The 13,620-nt window shown below is 69.6% G+C and carries 14 protein-coding genes; 11 read left to right on the forward strand and 3 right to left on the reverse strand.

All coding sequences use genetic code 11. The features are described 5' to 3' along the window. Window positions 1-178 precede the first annotated feature (178 nt). The 6 genes from ACLJTM_RS11620 (at window position 179) to ACLJTM_RS11645 (ending at window position 6,318) form a co-directional block, all read left to right on the forward strand. Entirely contained in the window at window positions 179-577 is a 399-nt protein-coding gene (locus ACLJTM_RS11620) for a hypothetical protein (RefSeq protein WP_411103429.1), read from the forward strand. A 169-nt stretch (window positions 578-746) separates the two neighbouring features. Continuing rightward, window positions 747-2,039, forward strand: a complete 1,293-nt coding sequence (locus tag ACLJTM_RS11625; RefSeq protein WP_411103430.1) for a hypothetical protein — start codon at window positions 747-749, stop codon at window positions 2,037-2,039. 333 nt (window positions 2,040-2,372) lie between these two features. Continuing rightward, window positions 2,373-2,936, forward strand: coding sequence for a plasmid mobilization relaxosome protein MobC (gene mobC, locus ACLJTM_RS11630; RefSeq protein WP_411103431.1), 564 nt, complete (start codon window positions 2,373-2,375; stop codon window positions 2,934-2,936). Next, on the forward strand, window positions 2,933-4,633 hold the full coding sequence (locus ACLJTM_RS11635; RefSeq protein ID WP_411103432.1) for a relaxase/mobilization nuclease domain-containing protein: 1,701 nt from the start codon (window positions 2,933-2,935) through the stop codon (window positions 4,631-4,633). The genes mobC and ACLJTM_RS11635 overlap by 4 nt, the downstream gene beginning before the upstream one ends. Window positions 4,634-4,884: 251 nt before the next feature. Beyond that, window positions 4,885-5,247, forward strand: coding sequence for a hypothetical protein (locus ACLJTM_RS11640; protein WP_319192142.1), 363 nt, complete (start codon window positions 4,885-4,887; stop codon window positions 5,245-5,247). A gap of 558 nt (window positions 5,248-5,805) precedes the next feature. Then, window positions 5,806-6,318, forward strand: coding sequence for a hypothetical protein (locus tag ACLJTM_RS11645; protein ID WP_411103433.1), 513 nt, complete (start codon window positions 5,806-5,808; stop codon window positions 6,316-6,318). An 11-nt stretch (window positions 6,319-6,329) separates the two neighbouring features. Here ACLJTM_RS11645 and ACLJTM_RS11650 read toward each other — a convergent pair whose 3' ends face one another. The 3 genes from ACLJTM_RS11650 to ACLJTM_RS11660 are packed head-to-tail and all read right to left on the reverse strand — an operon-like array spanning window position 6,330 to window position 8,882. Beyond that, window positions 6,330-6,686, reverse strand: coding sequence for an NUDIX hydrolase (locus tag ACLJTM_RS11650; protein WP_411103434.1), 357 nt, complete (start codon window positions 6,684-6,686; stop codon window positions 6,330-6,332). Then, on the reverse strand, window positions 6,679-7,518 hold the full coding sequence (locus tag ACLJTM_RS11655; protein WP_411103435.1) for a DUF1932 domain-containing protein: 840 nt from the start codon (window positions 7,516-7,518) through the stop codon (window positions 6,679-6,681). The genes ACLJTM_RS11650 and ACLJTM_RS11655 overlap by 8 nt, the downstream gene beginning before the upstream one ends. Further along, entirely contained in the window at window positions 7,515-8,882 is a 1,368-nt protein-coding gene (locus ACLJTM_RS11660; protein WP_411103436.1) for a hypothetical protein, read from the reverse strand. The genes ACLJTM_RS11655 and ACLJTM_RS11660 overlap by 4 nt, the downstream gene beginning before the upstream one ends. Before the next feature lie 265 nt (window positions 8,883-9,147). On the opposite strand from ACLJTM_RS11660, the gene ACLJTM_RS11665 reads away from it, so the two are divergent. From ACLJTM_RS11665 to ACLJTM_RS11685, 5 genes are all read left to right on the forward strand, one after another. Continuing rightward, the gene (locus tag ACLJTM_RS11665; protein WP_411103437.1) at window positions 9,148-9,744 is read left to right on the forward strand and encodes an ATP-binding protein; all 597 of its coding nucleotides are present in this window, start codon (window positions 9,148-9,150) and stop codon (window positions 9,742-9,744) included. Between the two features lie 151 nt (window positions 9,745-9,895). After that, entirely contained in the window at window positions 9,896-10,330 is a 435-nt protein-coding gene (locus tag ACLJTM_RS11670; protein WP_267721170.1) for an NUDIX hydrolase, read from the forward strand. 39 nt (window positions 10,331-10,369) lie between these two features. After that, window positions 10,370-12,256 (forward strand): radical SAM/SPASM domain-containing protein, encoded by a 1,887-nt coding sequence (locus tag ACLJTM_RS11675; RefSeq protein ID WP_267721169.1) that lies wholly within the window; start codon window positions 10,370-10,372, stop codon window positions 12,254-12,256. After that, window positions 12,253-12,885, forward strand: a complete 633-nt coding sequence (locus ACLJTM_RS11680; RefSeq protein ID WP_411103438.1) for a hypothetical protein — start codon at window positions 12,253-12,255, stop codon at window positions 12,883-12,885. The genes ACLJTM_RS11675 and ACLJTM_RS11680 overlap by 4 nt, the downstream gene beginning before the upstream one ends. Further along, window positions 12,882-13,616, forward strand: coding sequence for a hypothetical protein (locus tag ACLJTM_RS11685; RefSeq protein ID WP_267721167.1), 735 nt, complete (start codon window positions 12,882-12,884; stop codon window positions 13,614-13,616). The genes ACLJTM_RS11680 and ACLJTM_RS11685 overlap by 4 nt, the downstream gene beginning before the upstream one ends. The last annotated feature ends 4 nt before the right edge of the window (window positions 13,617-13,620 follow it).

A 13,620-nucleotide genomic window follows, 5' to 3' on the forward strand; every position in this document is an offset into this window, starting at 1 on the left:
GCTCGCCTACGTCGGACGCCTAGACACCCGCACCGCCCACACGGACAGCGGCACTGCACGTGACGAGATCGCCCAGTGGCACGAGATCCTGGCCGACGTTCCCTTCACCGCCCACGGCTGGGACGTCCGCGAAGCGGTAACGGCACACTCCCGCACCTCCGGATTTCGGATCCTGCCGGTGGACATCGCCCGCAAGTGGGCCGCCTACCGCCGCGACCGCCTGGAGCGGCACACCGATCCCCTCCCGGTCGCCGACCCGGACGACGTGACCGCATACCTATCCGAACTGCGCGGAAACCGGCGCGCCGTCGCGGTCGGTGAGACAGCACCGTCCACCCTCCACGAGCTCACCGCCGGCCCGCACCCCGACGTCGAGGCCCGCCTGCGCTCCGTCGGATCCGTAATCCCCCCAGCGGTACGCGCCCAGCTCTCGCCCTACCGGTCCGGTCGTGCGGGCCGCGAAGCCACCACCGCCACGACTCCCACCCGGCAGTCGGCCCCGCCACGCCCGTCCACCGGCGTGGCGGGCGGCATCGCCACTCCCCCTTCGGGTCCCGCTCGCTCCAGCAGACGCTGAGCCGCCCCCACGAGTGCCGGTCCGGCCTCTGGGTCGGCCACCCACCGTGCTCCTGGTCTCGCCGCAACGGCCTCGCCCGCCTCCGGCGCCGCCTCCCCACCTCATCGCCATCACCACACCGCCCGCCCGCGCCCCGGCATGGCGCGGGCGGGTCTCCGGAGACCCCTGCATGACACCACTCGCCCTGCCCGCACTCGGGCACTGGAACGCCACGTCCCTCACTCTCGTCGCCCTCGCACTGACCTGCTCCGCGCTGCTGATCAGGCGGCTCGCACAGCAACGCACACGCCGAAACGTCGGCATCCGCAAGCCTGCGTCGCCCGCCGTCACCATCGCCGCGCTGGCCGCGGTCGGCTGTACCGCCTACAGCGCCGACACCAGCTGGCGGTTCGCCGCCGACTACCTGGACATGAGCGGCACGGCCGAACGCGCCGCCATGTTCGCCGCCGCGGAGTTCGCGCTGTTCGCCACGGCGCTACTGGCCCGGCAGAACCTCCACGGGCCCAAGCAGGCACCCGGCTTGCCGGGCACCCTGACCTGGGTGATCACCACCGTGCAGGTGATCCCCGCGTACGCCGAGTCCGGCCTGGTCGGCGGCACCGTGCGAGCCTTCGTGGGCCCGGTCCTGGCCGCACTGCTCTGGCATCAGGCCATGGGCATCGAGCTACGCCTCCACAAGCCGGAAGCCGCCTCCCACAGCATCCTCGCCCGGGCCGGCCGCGAGATGCGCGAACGCCTGCTCTCCCGCCTGGGCATCGCCGAACGCGATCGCGACGCGGCACAGATCACCCGCGACCGCGCCACCCGAAAGGCCGTCGCCCTGGCCGCGCGCCTCGCCGAACGCACCCCGAAGCAGCGCAGCGGGTGGCGCGGCCGCCGCATCGCACGACGGTTGTCACGGGCCGTCGCCCAAGCCGCGGTAGGCATCGACGATCGCCAGCTCCGCGACCTGCTCCAGCAGCTCGCGGCCCGCCGCCACGCAGTAGCGCTGGCGACCATCGAGCTGCCCTCGCCATGGACCGAGTCCAGCTCTGACCGGAACGTCGCACCCTCCGCCGAGCCGAGGCGTTCGCCCAGCCGATCGGGCACCGACAACAGCACGGAAGAGGAGGAAGCCCGGGAACACCCCGATCCCAACACTCACCCCGAAGGCTCGCCGCCTACATCTGTGCAGCCCCACCTGCCCCTGCACGAAACGATCCCTGCCCCCGACGGCATGGAGCCGTCCACTGAGAAGGGCGGTCCTACTACGCAACGCTACGGTCGCCCTCCCGGCGCCGAAATGGACGAGTTGCTCGTCATCGGCCGCCAGGCCATAGCAGTGCACGGAAAGCCCACTCGAGCTGTCTTGCGGGACGCCGTGCACGCTGCCGGGCTCCCCATCGCCGAGCACCGGCTCACCGAGCTCAGGGCACTGCTGCTCATGGAACAGGGCAGCGGTACCAGCGCTACCAGCGACTGACCGGATCTCCGGTCAGTCGCGAAACACCGGAACGGGGACTACGGATCAGCGGCTCCAGCTGGTCCGTAGTCGTTCTACTCGCCCGACCGCGCAAGCAGTGGCCCGGCCCGCCTTCCCTCCTCCCGAACGCCGCGAGGCGAGGCCGCCGCCAAACTGCTCGCCCACCTCACCCAATCCACCTCCACACAAGGAGCTTCTTCCATCCACGATCAGCCCGCCATAGCCACCCACCACGCACAGCAGCAATCAGCCCCCACCCCAGCCACCGACCGGGGAGCCAGTAGTACCCCGAGTCCGACTCACGGCCGGTCTTCGGGGATCTCCGCCCCGGGGGTGGCGGAGACGGCCCAGCGCCAGGGGGCGCCGGACCGTGAGGTCGGGTCCGAGGGCGGCCCCGACCAGGGCACGCTCCACGCTGTCCAGCGCGACATCCTCCACGCCGAACGCAACGCCGAGCTCACCGCCGGCGGAGAGCCGACGGTTAAGAGCGCCCAGCCCACGATCCGCCGCTTCACCGGCAACAAGCGCGGCGACCGAGTCGGCCCGCTGCGCTTCACCGACGACGAACGCCCCCGCCTTCAGGAGGCCGCCGCCGAGCACGGCTACAAGGGCGAATCAGGCTTCGCCGCCGACATCGTCCTCGCCTTCATCAACGGCCGGTTCACCGCCAACCTGCCACTGTCCGAGGACCGCCGCCGCACGCACGTCTTCCGTGCCCAGGTCCTGCGCCAGTGCAACCGCATCGGCGTCAACATCAACCAGATCGCCCGCGCCCTGAACAGCGACCGCACCCCGCCCGACATACGCCAGCGCCTCGACGAACTCCACGACCTCCTCGTCCTGATCGCCGAGACCCTGCGCGAACCCGCCAACCCGCAGGAGGTGCGACAGCCGTGATAGCTGCCATCAAGCCCTCCGGCGCCAACACCCGCGGACTGCTCGCCTACCTCTACGGCCCCGGCCGACACGACGAGCACACCGACCCGCACATCGTGGCCGGCTTCGCCATGCTCGCCATGCCCGACCCCGGCCGCGACGAGAACGCCACCCTCACCCAGCTCGCCCGCTACCTCGACGAACCCGTAAGCCTCCGAAACAGCGAGTTCGGTAAGAAGATCACCGACCACGTCTGGCACTGCCCCGTCCGCGCAGCCCCCGAGGACCGCCACCTCTCCGACGCCGAGTGGGGCGAGATCGCGCAGCGCATCGTCGCCGCGGCTGGCATCGCCCCCGAAGGTGACGACCTGGCCTGCCGCTGGATCGCCGTACGCCACGCCGACGACCACATCCACATCCTCGCCACCACCGTCCGCGAGGACGGCCGCCGCCCCAAGCTCCACGACAGCGGTATCCGCGTCGGCGACGCCTGCCGGCACATCGAGAAGGGCTACGGCCTGCGCCGCCTGAAGAAGGGGGACCGCACCGGCACCCGCGCCCCCAGCCAGGCCGAGATGCACAAGGCTCAGCGGCTCGGCTGGGAACAGACGAGCCGCGAATGGCTCCAGGACCGCATCCGCGCCGCCATCCCCCACGCCCGCACCGCCGAGGAACTCCTCGCCTACCTCGAAGCCGACGGCATCGCGGTGAAGGCCCGGCGCGGCCCCTCCGGAGACCTCCTCGGCTACGCCGCAGGCCGCCCCGGTGACCTCAACAAGGACGGCGAACAGGCCTTCCACCCCGGCGGGAAGATCGCCCCCGACCTCACCCTCCCGAAACTCCGGGACCGCCTCGAAGCCGGCCAGCCCGAAGAACACCCCACCGCCCGCCGCAACCAGCCCGCCACAGCCTGGCACCAGGCCACCGAAGCCCTCGATACCTTCCGCACCGACCTCACCGACGACACCCACGCCCAGGCCCACATCACTGCCCTCGGCGAACTCCTTGAAGCCACCGCCCAGAACGTCCCCACCCACCTACGCGCCGAACTCCAGGCGCCATCGAAGGCATTCGCACGCACCCAGCGCTCCCAGATCCGGGCGGAAGACCGCGCCGCCCACGCCATCCGCCATGCGGCCCGCGACATCGTCCACACCGCCACCGGCCCCGACGGCAGCGCCCTCGCAGCCCTCATCGCAGCCCTCCTGTGGGCTGGGATCATCGCCGGCCGCTGGCACGAGGCCAAGGGCCACGCCCACCAGGCCGACGCCGCCCGCCAAGCCCTCCACCACCTGCAGGCAGCCGCCGAGCAAGCCCTCAAACCGACGCTCGTCGTACTCGAACAGCGTCAGCCGAGGGAGGAAGCCCGCCGGACCCTCGCTCGCGACGTACGCGCCGCTGTCCCCGACCAGGCCGACCGCATCCTGATCGACCCCAGCTGGCCCGCCCTCGCCGCCCTCCTGGCCGACGCGGAGGCCCGAGGCCACCAACCCCACCAACTCCTGAAGGAAGCCGCAGCCCAGCGAGAACTCGGCACAGCCCGCCAACCCGCCCGCGTCCTGATCACCCGACTTCAGCACACCGGTCGCAACCCCAGCCCCAGCCCCCGCGCCGAAGCCGCCCGCCGACGCACAACGGCATCGTGGATCGGCCAGCCGGGACACGGCACGCAGCCGCCCGCCGTGCCCGCGACCCCGCCGAACCGTCCCCGACGCTGAGCTCCAAGCGCCCTGCTCGGAGCACCGTTCTCCACCCTCCGCCAGCCGGGGCTCTCCATACAGGACAGCCGACCAGCCAACGTGGTGGACCGCTACCAGGGCGATAGCCGGGACGAGGCGCACATGCGAAGCCGCTCGTGCGCGCACGACGACAGGGCAGACAGATATAGCCGACAATCCCCGGTCAGCCAAACCGGGGGTTCTCCAGACCATGGATACACCTACCCACCCCCTCCTTAGGGAGCACCTCCATGCCCGCAGTCACCCCTCGCCCTCACGTCATGGCCCTGCTGTTCGACACAGACTTCAAGCGCCCGGCGGATTCCCTCGTCTTCCGCCACCTCGACGGACGCCTCTTCACCGAGGAGGAGCAGGCCATCGTCCACAACGCCACCATCGAAGAACTCCAGGCCGCAGGCGTCCACGTCGACAACCCCGAAGCCCAAGCGGAGGCAGAGGCAGCCGCGACCACACTGGCAGAGCTCCTGCTCGAGTACGCCGTCAAGCACCACCGAACCCTCGCCGCCCTCATGACCGATGAAGACCTCATCGAGTACGACCGTTTGGGCGTCATCGTCGCTGCGGGAGCCGACAGGTTCCTCCCGCACGACTGAGCACAGGGGCAGGACGCCCAAACAGGGGCCTCGGACGGCGGCTGGGAGAACCTCCCGGCCGCCGTCCGCACTGCTCAGTGCAGCCCGAGCATGTTGCGGCATCGGCGCCTGCGCCCCAGGCATCTCCTCGCGACCGCACTTGTCCGACAAGCGCACTGTGCCTCCGGTGTTCCATCCGGCGGTAGCCGAGGTACGGAAGAGAGATTCGGGAAGGACGAGGGAGGAGCCGTCCTGCTGCTGGCACTGTTCGAGGAGTGCGGTCGATGGGCAGGCTGGCGTCGTTGAGGGGGGCGACGAGCTAGCCGTCAGCCCTCCGTACCTACGCCTCCCGCAAGCCAGCAACACCAACACCATCGATAGCCACGGTCGCAGCCGTCGGGAGCGGCTTCACAGTGCGCTCCGGCGGTTCGCGGAGTCACAGCCAACCAGAGTGAGCACCCGATCGGCTTTGACTGAACCCCAGTAGTCGAGCGACCAACGCGCGCAAGTCTTGTCATTGGGCGAAAGGGAACAGGCTCTTCCCCTGCTGCCCCATCCTCCGCGGTTACGGTGCCGCCCATGCGCGAGGTCGAATACAAGAGCCACGGCGTCCCACTCGAGGACTACCAGCTCACGCGACGTGACCACCAATGGCAGAAGGAGCTGGAGGGGATCTGCGACCTTGCCAGTCGACGCGTCGATGAACACATGGCCGAGGTGCGAGCGAACCCCGAAATGGCGGAGCGCCAGCGGGAGCACCTGAAGGAGGTCTGCAGGCTGATGCTGTCCTTCAAGACACCGGAATACATGATCATGCGGTGGCGGGTTCGGCTCTACTGCGGGCACATCGCCGAGACCTCGCGTCACAGCGAGAACGCCAAACCCAGCCGCAAGATTCGCTGCCCGGAATGCGGGAAGAATCCCTCGACGATCGTGGCCTTCGAGCCTCTAGGACTCGCCAGCGAACCACCCACCCCATCGAAGGCAGAGCTGCCTGCGCCGGCAAGACGCACTCGGGCTGATCTAGAACGCCGCGTGGCTGCGCTGGAGAAGGAGAATCAACTCCTGCGGACGGAACGAGGTAGGGGCTGACAGGCCTCCGGTCACCCGATAACGGCGTCGAGGTGCTGTTGCACCGGCTCGAAGATTCCGTACGGGACGTAGCGCGGGATCTCCGCGAGGGTTGCCCAGGCGACCTCGGCTATCTCGTCAGCGTCCGCAACGTGCGCCGTTCCTCCCACCACCGCGCACGCTGTGTATGACATCAGCCGACCGGTGACGGGGTGGACTTGCCCCGTTTCACCAGCCTCGACCTTGCCTGCCGGGAACTGCCAGGAGAGTCGTCCCTCCGCCACGCGGCGTCGCACCAGCAGCACCTGCCCCTCGTGGACGACCACGGCAGCGGCAACGGCTTGTTGCTGGACTTCGTCCGGGGAGAGGACTGGTCGCTGCTCACTCACCCTGGCTCCGTAGGTGGGACAAGACGTCGGTGAGCTCTAGGTCGTATCGGTCCTTGTCTCCTTCCCAGCGCGACATCACCGCCACCGCGGCCTCGGCCATGTCTGCTGGTAGACCCGCCGCGCGGAGGGTCTCAGCGATGTCCTCCATCTCCGGTGCCCACCGCCAGGCTCGTGCGGCCACGCTGGGCAAGTATCCGGGGTCAGCGAGGATGTTGGACGCCATCACCTGCGCTTCGGCTGTGAGCTCGTCGCCGACGCCATGAACATCTGCCAGCGCGTGGGCCACGCCAGCGAGGGTTCGGGCGGCCTTCTGGTAGCTGGCGAACGCCATCTTCAGTGCGGAGGCGGAGCCGACGCCGACGCTCGCGCGGCGGACGTGCAACGCGGTGTCCTTGAACACAGGCTGCACCGTGTCCACGGCCTCGGCTTCGCCGGCGAGGTAGAGGCGAGCAGTCCGCTGGCCACCGGGCGGCGGTCCAAAGATCGCCCCGTCGAGGACCGTGGCGCCCGGCCTGATCTCCTCCGCGATTCGCTGCATGCGCTGGGGGTTGATCGCGTTGGCGTCTACGTACACGCCGGCGAAGGCGTAGCCGGCGACGGTGGTCGCCACGTCTTCGGCGGCCTGCGGCGGACAGATCGACAGGACGATCTCGCTGCGTTCCAGCGCCTCGCCCAGCGAGTCACACGCGGTGGCCCCGGCTTCCTTCGCGCGCCGGTGGGTGGCGTCGCTGCGGCCTTCCGGCACCCACAGCACCTCGTGGCCTGCCTTGACGGCCTGGGCGGCGACGGCCGCGCCCATGGCGCCGGGGTGCAAGAGGGTCACGGTCGTCACTGGCCGCCTCCTGGCGGGAGCTGAGCGGGAATGCGTTCCTGATGAGCAATGATCACCTCACGAAGGCCGATCGCGGCAGGTGATCCGGCCCCAGGGTGCAGCGCGAGCTGACGGCTGAAGTGGCCGATGCGGCGGTCGACGCTCTCGGTGCGGCGTCGAGCACTGACCCCGAGGACAGCGTGGATCTGCGTCGCGGCCCCGTCGATATCCCCTCGGCCCAGCCGAGCCATCGCGAGGTCCATGCGGGCCAGGGACATCTCGCCGAGGCGCTGCTGCTCCGGCGGTGCGGACTGGAACATCTCCACCGCTTCGTCGGCGCGGGCCTCGGCGTCGCTGAGGTGCTGGGTGCCGGCCAGCCACAGGTGCGTGCTGCTGGAGTAGAACAGCTGTTTCTCGACAGGGAAGGCCATCATCCCACCGGGCAGTTCGTCGCCTTCGACGAGACGCTCACGCAAGCGGTCGGCGGCACTCAGGGAGGCCAGGGCATCGCTGCCCCGGTTGAGCTGGCCGTAGGCGCGTGCCTTGATGCTCTCCAGCCGGATCTGCGCCGTGCCGGATTCGGGGGTGAACGCGCTTCCGGAGTCGGCGAGGCGTACGGCATCTACCGGACGTCCGTCCCAGTACGCGATGAGTGCCTGGAGGCCGCGTACCCAGGAGCGCAGTCCGTTGTGGCCGGCGAGCTCGCCGAACAGGAAGGCGGTGCGTGCCTGTGTCTCGGCCGCGTCGTAGCGGCCCAGGTCAAAGCTGGCGTTCGCCAGTACGCCGCACAGGACACCGGCGCCCACGTAGAGGTCGGAGGTGTACCGCGGTGGCTGACGACCTTCGAGGAGTTCGAACGCGCGGTCGCGCAGGGCGCGAACCTCGCGGAACAGGGGCCCGACGGGCCGGTTGGGGTACGTAATGACGAGGCGGCGGATGTCAGCTTCCAGCTGCTCCAGCGTGTGCGGTCCCACGTTGCTGCTCTCTGCCCTGGCCGCGAACTGCGCCGACTCATTCGCCGCCGCCATGACCACGTCTTCAAGGCCGTACTCGGATGGATCCACTGCGTTGCGGTCGTCAGCCGCTAGGTGGTGAGGCGAGGCCACCGGCTTGGGCTCCGCAGGTCCGAGGAGTCGGGCGGCCGGGATGCCCGGGAACATGAACTCGAGGACGCGGCGGGCGACGGTCTGCGGGGTCCGGACCTCACCGTGCGCGTACCGGAAGAACTGCCGCTTCTCGATCGTCGCGGTCGCGATCGAGGGTGGCCCCTCCAGCTCGGCTAACTGCTTGGCCGCCTGCTCGTAGCGCCGCTTGAAGACCTGATAGTCCTGCCAGCCCCGCTGGTTGATCAGGGTCTGGAAGAGGGTCGGTCCTGATGGCTCCACAGCCGCTCCCTCATGCCGGGGTCCTTGTCCGGTCTCCACGCTAGACATCAACAGCCGTCGATCGCAGATCTGTTGTCCAGAAATTCCAGACGGACAGCGAATAGACATCGGTTAGGCACGAAAGGGCGGCGTTCGGCGTTGCTCAGGGCCTCGTTCAGGCGGGAGCCGCCGGGAACACTTCGTCTTCGCCCCGGCAAGACGGCGGCCCTGCGAGGCCGAGTATCCGCCGTGGTTACGCAAGTCAGGCAGCCCAGGAGGCCCGCTCATGGCAGCGCACCACCAGCTCGCGTTCACCGTCGCTCACTCGCCAGCCGCCGCGCAGGAGGCACGACACCGCGTCGTCGCCGGCATCCGTTCCTGGGGCATACGGCTCGACGAGGAGGCACTGGACGGAATCGAGCTGGCGGCCGGCGAACTGATCACCAACGCCGTGCGCCACACCAGGTCGGGGCCTGTCACCGTCAGCGTCTACCAGGAGGGGCCGGTGCTCATGGTCGAGGTGCACGACGCCGCAAAGGTCCTGCCGCGGCCCGAGCCCTTGAGCGAGTGCGCCGAGTCCGGGCGCGGTCTGCATCTTGTATCAGTGATCGCCGACCGTCACGGTGCCGATCTGACGGCGACGGGCAAGCGCTGCTGGGCGGAGTTCAATCTGCCCAGCAGCGTGGGTGATCAAAGGGCGGATCAGGGCAGCCGTCGTGATCGGCGTCTCCCCTCTGGCCATGCTCGCGAAATGGCTGATCGGGCGGCAACGAGGGTTCGCGTACCGGTAGCGGGCTCGCCATCGCACACCCGAACGAGGGCCCGGCGTCGGACCGTATCTCGAGCCGCGAGCAGGCCCGTTGCGGGCCGACCCATCGACTGAATAACGCCGATCCGAAGGCAAGTTGGGGGCCTAGACTCGTGGGCTTCCCTGCGGCACCGACCGGTCACAGTCGGCCCGGGGATAAGCAGTCCCCGAGCCTCTCCCTGGCCGGGCCCACGAATCAGCATCTGTACCAAGTGGAGGTTTCGCTATGCCCAAGAAGGTCACGAAGGAAAAGGTCCTCGTCTACATCGTGCGCGACGGGCGCCTGCTGGTGTTCCGCCACACCGACTACTCCTACGAGGAGGTCGGCATCCAGGTCCCCGCGGGCAGCATCCGCCCCGGTGAGACCCCGGACGCCGCCGCCCTGCGCGAGGCCCGCGAGGAGACCGGACTGTCGGACTTCAAGCTCGTCCGCAAGCTCGGCGAGACCGAGTACGACATCAGCCCGTACCGCTTCGAGATCCAGCACCGGCACGTCTTCCACCTGGAGCTCACCGAGCCGACCCCGGAGCGGTGGATGAGCCAGGAGGACCACGACGGCGAGCAGGAGCCGACTCACTTCGAGTGCTTCTGGATCCCGCTGGAGGCCGCGCACATTCTCCAGTCCGGCCAGGGCGCCCTGCTGGGGCGTTTGTCCGACTAGCCATTCATCCGGTCACGGCAGCATAGGAGGGGGCAGCCGATGAACCTCAGCACAGAACAGCGCCACACGATCGACGGGCTCTACCGGAGCCTGGACGCCGATGACACCGGCACCGCGGTGTCGGTCATCGTCAAGACGCGCGGCGAGACGTGCGACATCGACTGCCTCTACTGCTACGAGAAGCGCAAGGAGGCCCCGGGGGGTGCCAGGGTCAGCGCCGACCAGATCAGGCGCCTGGCCAGCATCTTCAAGGGCCGCAAGCTCGCCGTCGAACTCCACGGCGGCGAGCCCCTGACGGCCGGGCGAGAGCACATCGGCGAGATCCTGGCGGAGCTGTCCGGCCTGCCGCAGGTCGTCCGCGTCAGCCTGCAGACCAACGGTGTCCTGCTCGACGCCGACTGGCTCGACATGTTCGACACCCTCTGCCCGGACCTCCGGATCGGCATCTCCCTCGACGGTGATGCCCAGGGCAACGCCTGGCGCGTCGGCTACGACGGCAAGCCCGTGTATCCGCGCGTCGCCGCTGCCCTGAACCTGCTCGCGGAGCGGGGCCGGAGCGTCGGTGTGATCGCCGCGGTGACCCCGGCGGTGCTGGACCGCGCCGAAGAGGTGCTGGACCACCTCGCCGGCTTCGGTTCGGTCAACGCGATCAGCTTCGTACCCTGCTTCGACTCCACGATCCGCCGCTCCACGGCCCTGCCGAGCAGGCGCAAGTCGGCCAGCCGACTGCTTCAGCAGGCTGCCGTGAACGCAGCCGATGGCCCGGCCTGGGCCATCCATCCCGACGAGTACACCCAGTTCGTCCTCGCCGCCACCGCTCACTGGATCACCGCCGGACACTTCGCCCGCATCAAGCTGGAACCGGCCGTCTCCACGATCCGGCGATTACGGGGGCTGACGACAGGGTTCTGCCACTTCTCCGACCTCAAGTGCGACCACGTCTTCACCCTCTACCCCGATGGCCGCCTCGGGAGCTGCGACGAACTTCCTTGGCCCCAGGCCCGCCTCACCCAGCTGGAGTCCACGGCCGACGAGCACGAGGTGGCCCGCGCCCAGCAGAACTCTCTCCTCCTGGACCAGGGCAAAGCCCTGATGGACAAGTGCACGACCTGCGACTACCGCACCACCTGCGGCGGAGGATGCATCGCCACCCGCTGGCGCCAGGACCCGTCCGCCGATCACGACGCGTACTGCGACTACCGCATGCGGATGATCGACGGCGTCGCCGCACTGCTTGCCCAGCCCGGTCATCCCGCCGGCGCCTGGTGCCAGAGCCTGCGGTGGCGCCCGCGCACCCCGAACAGCATGCGCGACGCGAACGCCTTCCTGACCAGCTGGGACACTCCCGACCTCGTCGGCAGCGAAGTCAGGCTGCACACCAGTGAGCACGGCAACATCAACACCATGGGCCTCGCCGGTATACACGAGGCCGACGATCTGACCCCAGGCCACCCGATGTGGCGGGCGGCCATCGAACCCGGCGTCTGGCCGTTGGTCGACACAGTCACCCGAGCCTGGGGGCTCGTCACGTACGACAGCTGCCAGGGCCACCAGTACACCGGCGCGGACCTGGCCCCAACAGGTCTACGCATCGGGCTCCTCCCCCGCGACCGCCAGGAGTACGCCCGCGCTGCTGCGGCGCTGTGCCGGGCCGCCACCTTCGCAAGCGCCCTCCTGCCCGCGGGCATCGAGGTCAACATCGGCCGCTCGGAGCTCACCTGCGAGAGCACGGGCACCACCACCCCGGTCCTCGACCTGAGCCTGGACCCCGGCGCCGGTCAGGGGTGGGACGGCTACTTCGCCCGCCTGAACGAGGCCACCGCTGTGTTGGCCGCAGCCCTCGACGCCGAGCGCCCCAAGGCCGAATCCGTGTGCGCCTGCCCGCTGCCGGTGTCGCCGCAAGCCCCCGAGGAGGTGCTGCGATGAAGCCCGGCGACGCGGTCACCATCCACCAGCTCCTGGGACGCATCGCCTACTTCCACACCTTGTTCATCGAACCCGCCCTCACCTCCAGCAAGCAGCCCCGAGCGGGCGAGGCCTGCTGCTACCACAAGGACACCTCGGGATTCGGACAGCCAAACATCGGTACCGTGCTGGCCAGTACCGCTTGGGCAGTCCTCGACGAGATCGCGACCACCCTCGGCAAGCACCTTCGCCTCTGCCCGGACTCCGACCACCGGTGCTGCGCGGCCTGCCGCATCGCAGCCTCCGGCGCCGGCATCGCCCAGGCATGGGCAGTCACCGAACACCACTCGTACGGCCTGCCGCTACCCGCGGACCCTCTCCTGCGGGCCTGCCGTATCGCGGCCGCATCCCGTCTCGCCCTCGTCTTCGCCCAGCAGCACAGGACCTCGTGCCGCGCCCTGGCCCAGGCCGAGACACCTGGTGCTGGCCTGCTGCCCGACAGCGCCACCTTGCCGTTGACCGGAGAACTCCTCGCCCTGTGGCAGGACCCGCTGGCCGCCACCCGCAGCCCGGTCGTCAGCTGGCTCAACCACTGCACGGACCTGAACGACATCCACCACGTGCTCCAGCAAGGGGGAACCACGAAGTGATCCACATAGCCGAGACCGTCGGCGTCGGAAGCATCGAGAACTTCCTCAGCGACGCTGAGCGTGCCCGCCTCGCCGACCTGATGAACGACGTCCTGACCAGCGGCGGCACCAGCCGCTTCGGTGACGAGCGCCGGACCTCCATCCACGAAATCCCCGGCCACAGCCCCGACGAGGCCATGGCCGTCTACGAGCCGGCCGGACGCGTCGAGATCCCCTCGATCCCCGAAGTCGCCGAGAAGCTCCTGGGTGACGCCTTCGAACGCGCTCGCCCGGCCCTCTCCCGCGTCATGCCCTCGATCACCCTCTGCCGCCCGTGGACGTACGTCGAGTACGGCGTGGGCCAGCACATCACCAGCCACCTCGACGGCATCGCCCCCGACCCGCTCGCCTGGCCCCGCCAGATCGCCGGCATCAGCGTCGTGATCACCCAGGCCGACGCCGGAGGCGACTTCTACGTCGAGACCGCCTCCAACGACCGGCTGTGGAACGGCAAGGCCCCCGATGCCGCCTCGAACGGCTACGCGGAGGGCATGTGGCTGGCCCACGACGGAGCCGACAACTCCGCGACCTGGTTCCAGCAGATGCCCCGCACCCGCTGGAGCGTCGCCCCGACCCCCGGAACGGCCCTGCTGTACGGCTCCCAGCTCGCGCACGGGACCCTCCCGGTCACCGCCGGCCGGGTCGCCAAGTTCATCAGCTGGCTCATCGCCGAGCCCACCGCGGCCGGGTGAGCGC

Source organism: Streptomyces sp. cmx-4-9 (assembly GCF_046548835.1).
Taxonomy (GTDB): domain Bacteria; phylum Actinomycetota; class Actinomycetes; order Streptomycetales; family Streptomycetaceae; genus Streptomyces.

Excerpts from the sequence above, each read along its gene's own strand:
- ACLJTM_RS11670 (WP_267721170.1), top strand. The coding sequence starts at position 9,896 with ATGCCCAAGAAGGTCACGAAGGAAAAGGTCCTCGTCTACATCGTGCGC.
- ACLJTM_RS11680 (WP_411103438.1), top strand. The coding sequence starts at position 12,253 with ATGAAGCCCGGCGACGCGGTCACCATCCACCAGCTCCTGGGACGCATC.
- ACLJTM_RS11645 (WP_411103433.1), top strand. The coding sequence starts at position 5,806 with ATGCGCGAGGTCGAATACAAGAGCCACGGCGTCCCACTCGAGGACTAC.
- ACLJTM_RS11640 (WP_319192142.1), top strand. The coding sequence starts at position 4,885 with ATGCCCGCAGTCACCCCTCGCCCTCACGTCATGGCCCTGCTGTTCGAC.
- ACLJTM_RS11675 (WP_267721169.1), top strand. The coding sequence starts at position 10,370 with ATGAACCTCAGCACAGAACAGCGCCACACGATCGACGGGCTCTACCGG.
- ACLJTM_RS11665 (WP_411103437.1), top strand. The coding sequence starts at position 9,148 with ATGGCAGCGCACCACCAGCTCGCGTTCACCGTCGCTCACTCGCCAGCC.
- ACLJTM_RS11625 (WP_411103430.1), top strand. The coding sequence starts at position 747 with ATGACACCACTCGCCCTGCCCGCACTCGGGCACTGGAACGCCACGTCC.